Source organism: Roseicyclus sp., assembly GCF_052168335.1.
GTDB lineage: Bacteria > Pseudomonadota > Alphaproteobacteria > Rhodobacterales > Rhodobacteraceae > Roseibacterium.
The window spans coordinates 1-3,236 of sequence record NZ_JBQLZP010000040.1; the positions used below are offsets into that span (position 1 = coordinate 1).

The window sequence follows — 3,236 nt, forward strand, 5'->3', positions numbered from 1 at the left end:
CGTCTTCACGATGGAGGAGGTCTGGCTCGAGCGGTTCCCGGGCGACGACAGTTCCGTCCACCTGCAGGACATCCCCGAGACGCCCGCCGCGTGGCGGGACGACGCGCTTGCCGCGAAGTGGGCCAAGGTCCGGGCGGCGCGGCGCGTGGTGACGGCGGCGCTGGAGATCCAGAGGCGCGACAAGGTGATCGGCGCCTCGCTCGAGGCGGCACCCCTCCTCCAGGTCGCGGACCCGGAGATGGCGAAGGTGCTCAAGGCCGTGTCGATGGACGACATCTGCATCACTTCGGACCTGACCGTGATGGAGGCCGAGCCGCAGGACGACGCCTTCCGCCTCGACGATCCGGGGATCGGCGTCGTCTTCCACCGCGCCGGGGGCGAGAAGTGCCAGCGCTGCTGGAAGATCCTGCCCGACGTGGGCAGCCACCGGCATCCGGGCGTCTGCAAGCGCTGCGACGAGGCGCTGTCGGAATAGGACGGAGGGGCGGCGGCGCCCCCCGTCTCACGCCGCGACGGGCTGCGTCCTGAGCCAGGTGATCGCCTCGGCCTCGGTGTCGAAGACGCGGGCGTTCACCGGCATCAGCTTGCCCATGGCCTCCACCATGCTGCCCGCCCCCGAGGGCGGGTGTGCAACCACGTAGTTCCGCACGTTGACGAGGGACTTGAAGCGCGACTTCATGGCCTCCGCCGACCAGCTTGCGCCGGTCTCGGACGTCTCCTTGGTGGCGAAGACGAGGAGCATGTCGACCTTGCCGTCGCCCCGGTCGAAGACGGCGTTCATGTGCTCGGCCATCTCGCCCATGTCCTCGCGTGTGACCTCGCGCAGGATGCGGAAGGCGTGGACGCGGGGGATGCCGGTGTCGAATTCCTCGATGGTCGGTGTCGTCAGCATGGGAGCCTCCGGGATCGGTGGGTCACGGGGCGAACGGATGCGGATGGGGGAGGTTCCCTGCCACGGATCCATTCTGTTTCCAGAAACGTTATCCTACAAAACTTCTATTTTTCTTTCCTCTCGCCATGCCCCACATCCCCCCAAACGTCTACGCGAGGGGCAAACGCCATGGACATCGTCATCGAGATCGCCACGACCATCGTGGCGCAGCTTCAGAAACCGACGCTCGCCTTCCTGATCGGGGGCATGATGCTTGCAGCCCTCGGCTCGAAGCTCGAGGTGCCGGAGCCGGTCTACAAGTTCATCGTGCTCCTGCTCCTGCTGAAGGTGGGTCTGAGCGCCGGCATCTCCGTGCGCGAGGCGAACCTGGTGGAGCTGGCCGTTCCGGCCGCGCTTGCCGCCGCCGCGGGCATCGCGATCATCCTGCTGGGCCGGGTCACGCTGGCCCGCTGGCGGGGCGTGTCGGAGATGGACGGGATGGCGACCGCGGGCCTTTTCGGCGCGGTCTCGGCCTCGACGCTGGCGGCGGGCATGGCGATGCTCGACAGCGAGGGGATTCCTTACGAGGGCTTCATCGGCGCGCTCTATCCCTTCATGGACATCGCCGCGCTGGTCACCGCCATCGTTCTCGCCCGGCTCAGTGCCGAGCGGAAGGCCGCGCGGACCCTTCAGGGAGCTGCGGGCGGCGCGGCGACGATGACCGTCGGCGGCGGCGGCGGTCCCGGCTTCGATCAGGGTTTCGGTGGCGACATGATCAAGGGCATCCTCGTCGACACGGTGCGGAGCCCGGCGATCTCCGCGCTCCTCCTCGGCCTCGCCATCGGCATCTTCGGGCGGCCCGAGAGCGTCTACGAGAGCTTCTACGACCCGCTCTTCCGGGGCCTCCTGTCGGTTCTCATGCTCATCATGGGCATCGAGGCGTGGCAGCGGCTGTCGGAGCTGCGCAAGGTCGCGCACGCTTACGTCCTCTACGGGATCGCGGCGCCCTTCGCCCACGGCCTGATCGGCTTCGGCGCGGGCCTGATCGCCCACACCCTCACCGGTTTCTCGGCGGGCGGCGTCGTGCTCCTGTCGGTGATGGCGGCGTCCTCCTCGGACATCTCCGGTCCGCCGACGCTCCGCGCCGCGCTGCCCGAGGCGAACCCCTCGGCCTATGTCGGCACCTCGACGGGCCTCGGCACGCCGGTGGCGATCCTGTCGATCCCGCTCTGGATCGCGCTCGCCGGGGCCGTGATCGGGTTCTAGACCGCCCCAATGAAAGCGACGGGCCGGGGCGCACGCTCCGGCCCGCGCATCTGGCCCACGCATTTGTGCGCTCGCGAACAGCCTTCCGCGCCTTGGGTTTCTCCGCGCGATGCCCTAGCTGTTGCCACAGCGGCAGAAAACGGAGAGCACGATGAGCGAGGACACCGGCTACACGCCCCCGAAGGTCTGGACCTGGGACAGGGAGAACGGCGGCAAGTGGGGCAGCCTCAACCGCCCGATCGCCGGGGCGACGCACGAGAAGGAGCTGCCCGTCGGCAGGCATCCCTTCCAGCTCTACAGCCTCGCCACGCCGAACGGCGTCAAGGTGACGGTGATGTTCGAGGAGCTGCTCGCCGCCGGCCACGCAGCCGAGTACGACGCCTGGCTCATCCGGATCGGCGACGGCGACCAGTTCGGCTCGGGCTTCGTCGAGGTGAACCCCAATTCCAAGATCCCGGCCCTGATGGACCGGAGCGGCGACAAGCCCGTGCGCGTCTTCGAATCGGGCGCGATCCTGATGCATCTGGCCGAGAAGTTCGGCGCGTTCCTTGGCCAGCCGGAAGACCGCCCCGAGCTCCTGTCGTGGCTGATGTGGCAGATGGGCAGCGCGCCCTATCTCGGCGGCGGCTTCGGCCATTTCTACGCCTACGCGCCCTTCAAGATGGAATACCCGATCAGCCGTTTCGCGATGGAGACGAAGCGCCAGCTCGACGTGCTGAACCGGCACCTCGAGGGGCGCGATTGGATGGTGGGCGACGACATCACCATCGCCGACATCGCGATCTGCCCCTGGTATGGCCGCCTCGTCATGGGCGAGGCCTACGACGCGGGCGAGTTCCTGTCGGTCCACGAATACCCCCACGTCATCGCCTGGGCCGAGCGCTTCTTCGCGCGTCCGGCGGTGCAGCGCGGGCGGATGGTCAACCGCACCTACGGCGAGCCCTCGAGCCAGCTCTGGGAACGGCACGACGCCTCGGACTTCGACACGAAGACGCAGGACAAGGTGCAGGCGGCCGAGTGAGGCCCGACGACGCCCGGATCGCCGAGGTCCTGATGGACCTCGCGCAGCGGAGGGGCACGGGCGCGAGCTTCTGCCCCT

At 68.5% G+C, this 3,236-nt stretch carries 4 protein-coding genes; 3 read left to right on the forward strand and 1 reads right to left on the reverse strand.

The window, feature by feature from the left end:
- On the forward strand, positions 1–475 hold a 475-nt coding region (locus tag ACTS11_RS01490), incomplete at its 5' end, for a zinc finger domain-containing protein (protein ID WP_442638586.1).
- Between the two features lie 27 nt (positions 476–502).
- Here ACTS11_RS01490 and ACTS11_RS01495 read toward each other — a convergent pair.
- Entirely contained in the window at positions 503–892 is a 390-nt protein-coding gene (locus ACTS11_RS01495) for an STAS/SEC14 domain-containing protein (protein WP_442638587.1), read from the reverse strand.
- Positions 893–1,060: 168 nt separating this feature from the next.
- Between ACTS11_RS01495 and ACTS11_RS01500 the strand changes: the two genes are divergently transcribed.
- Together ACTS11_RS01500 and yghU are read left to right on the forward strand one after the other, a co-directional pair.
- Positions 1,061–2,137, forward strand: coding sequence for a sodium-dependent bicarbonate transport family permease (locus ACTS11_RS01500; protein WP_442638588.1), 1,077 nt, complete (start codon positions 1,061–1,063; stop codon positions 2,135–2,137).
- 151 nt (positions 2,138–2,288) lie between these two features.
- On the forward strand, positions 2,289–3,158 hold the full coding sequence (yghU, locus tag ACTS11_RS01505) for a glutathione-dependent disulfide-bond oxidoreductase (protein WP_442638589.1): 870 nt from the start codon (positions 2,289–2,291) through the stop codon (positions 3,156–3,158).
- Positions 3,159–3,236 lie beyond the last annotated feature (78 nt).